Here is a 1847-nt window from a genome sequence, read left to right on the forward strand (position 1 = left end):
GTTCGGAGTCAAACCAGACAGGGACGTAGGTTACACCCGACCGAGGCTGNGTCANACCGGACATGGGTCTGGGCCAAACCGGACAGAGGTCTGGGTCAAACCGGGTCATGAGCACCGACTCTGGGTATAACCATGTCACGAACACCCTCTTTTTCACCGCTAACCTACCCGGTTACACCCAGACGTTCGGTAATACCCAGAGTAAGAGTCCGGGTTATAGGCCAAAATGTGTGTCTGTTTCGGCTTGCTTTCCTTTATGGCAGTAGGCGTTTCCCCTGTTCGAGTTGTATGGGCGGGGAACTCGAAGTCGGCCAGAATGTGTGTCCGGAACAGGCTGTGAGGCCTTTCGGGACAACGGTTGAGCGGCTTTCGAGTTGGCGTGGCAGATTGGGTGGATGAACACACCCAGTTGCGCCGTGTGCGGCGAGCCGATGAAACGGAACGGAAGAACAAGCTCGGGGCGGGTCAGGTGGCGGTGCCGGGACGCCGGCTGCGGGAGCTCGCGCACCCAGTCGCGCGACAACAGGGCCCGTGACCTGCGGTGCGGACTGGACTGGCTGTTCTCCAAACGGTCGCAGGCCGAGCACGACCTGCCCTCCCGCACGTTGCGCCGCCGGTGCGAGCTGATGTGGGGCCTGTGGCCGCCGGTGCCCCTGGTGGACGAGGTGCGTCACGTGGTGCATGTGGACGGCATCCACCTGCACCGCGACGCCGTGGTACTGATCGCCATCGCCGACGGGCACGTGATCGGCTGGCACATCGCCAAAAGCGAGCGGTCGGCGGCGTGGCAGAGCCTGATGGCGCGCATCGCGCCACCGGACGTGCTCGTGTGCGACGGCGGGGGCGGCATCATGAAGGCCGCGAAGACCGTGTGGCCCGACACCCGCATCCAACGCTGCCTGTTCCACGTGCAGGCCAACATATTCGGGCTCACCGGCATGAGGCCCCGGCTGGAGGCGGGCAGACGGCTCAGACGCATCGCCCTCGCCCTGCCGCGCGTCAGGGACGGCGCGGCCGCGGCCGATTGGCTGGCCTCCTATAACCAGTGGGAGCAGGACTTCGCGGGCTTCCTCGACGAGAAAAGCGAATACGCCGACGGCAGCGTGAACGACATGCACCAAAGACTCGTCAGGGCCAGGCGCATGATCCGCGGACGCATCCGCGAGGGGCGCCTGTTCACGTTCCTCGACGAGGACCTGACGGAGAACGGAACGATACCATCCACGAACAACCTCATCGAATCATGGAACGGACGGATCCGGGACATGCTGCGCCATCACCGCGGACTGCGCCTGATCCGGCAACTGAAGGCGATCTGCTGGTGGTGCCACCAGCACACCGAACACCCCGAGACGGACGCATGGCTGGCAGCGAACGCGGTCACGGACGAACGGCTGGAGAGCCTCTACCGGAAGGCATGGGAGAACAGCCCGCAGGGCCGATACGAGACGTTCGGCATCCCCATGCGCCACGGCACCGGCATCGACTGGAACGACTTCCACACCCGGGTCGACTGGCCATCCAACGACTAGACCACCAGACACACATTTTGGCCTATAAGCCCCCGACCGGGTGTACCGGGCGGGGATCTGAGTGGTGGCTCCGAGCGGCATCGATCCGCTGACCTAACGATTTTCAGTCGTTCGCTCTACCAACTGAGCTACAGAGCCATGAATAGTGAAAAACCCGGCCGAAACCGGGCTTCTCCATTCGCGACTCCGACCGGACTTGAACCGGCGACCTCCGCCGTGACAGGGCGGCGCTCTAACCAACTGAGCTACGGAGCCACAAGTAGTGAACTACTCATGAAATCCAACCTTGCGGTTGATTTCGTACCCCCGGAGAGA

The 1847-nt window shown here is 63.3% G+C and carries 1 protein-coding gene and 2 tRNA genes; 1 reads left to right on the top strand and 2 read right to left on the bottom strand.

The window, feature by feature from the left end:
• Nucleotides 1-395 precede the first annotated feature (395 nt).
• Nucleotides 396-1532 (top strand): IS1249 family transposase, encoded by a 1137-nt coding sequence (locus BTIS_RS11560; protein ID WP_094665601.1) that lies wholly within the window; start codon nucleotides 396-398, stop codon nucleotides 1530-1532.
• A 62-nt stretch (nucleotides 1533-1594) separates the two neighbouring features.
• On the opposite strand, the gene BTIS_RS11565 is transcribed toward BTIS_RS11560, so the two are convergent.
• Both BTIS_RS11565 and BTIS_RS11570 read right to left on the bottom strand, forming a co-directional pair.
• A tRNA-Phe gene (locus BTIS_RS11565) sits at nucleotides 1595-1670 on the bottom strand.
• Between the two features lie 43 nt (nucleotides 1671-1713).
• Nucleotides 1714-1787, bottom strand: a tRNA-Asp gene (locus tag BTIS_RS11570).
• Nucleotides 1788-1847: the final 60 nt, after the last annotated feature.

The sequence above is a fragment of the Bifidobacterium tissieri genome, assembly GCF_002259645.1.
Lineage (GTDB): Bacteria > Actinomycetota > Actinomycetes > Actinomycetales > Bifidobacteriaceae > Galliscardovia > Galliscardovia tissieri.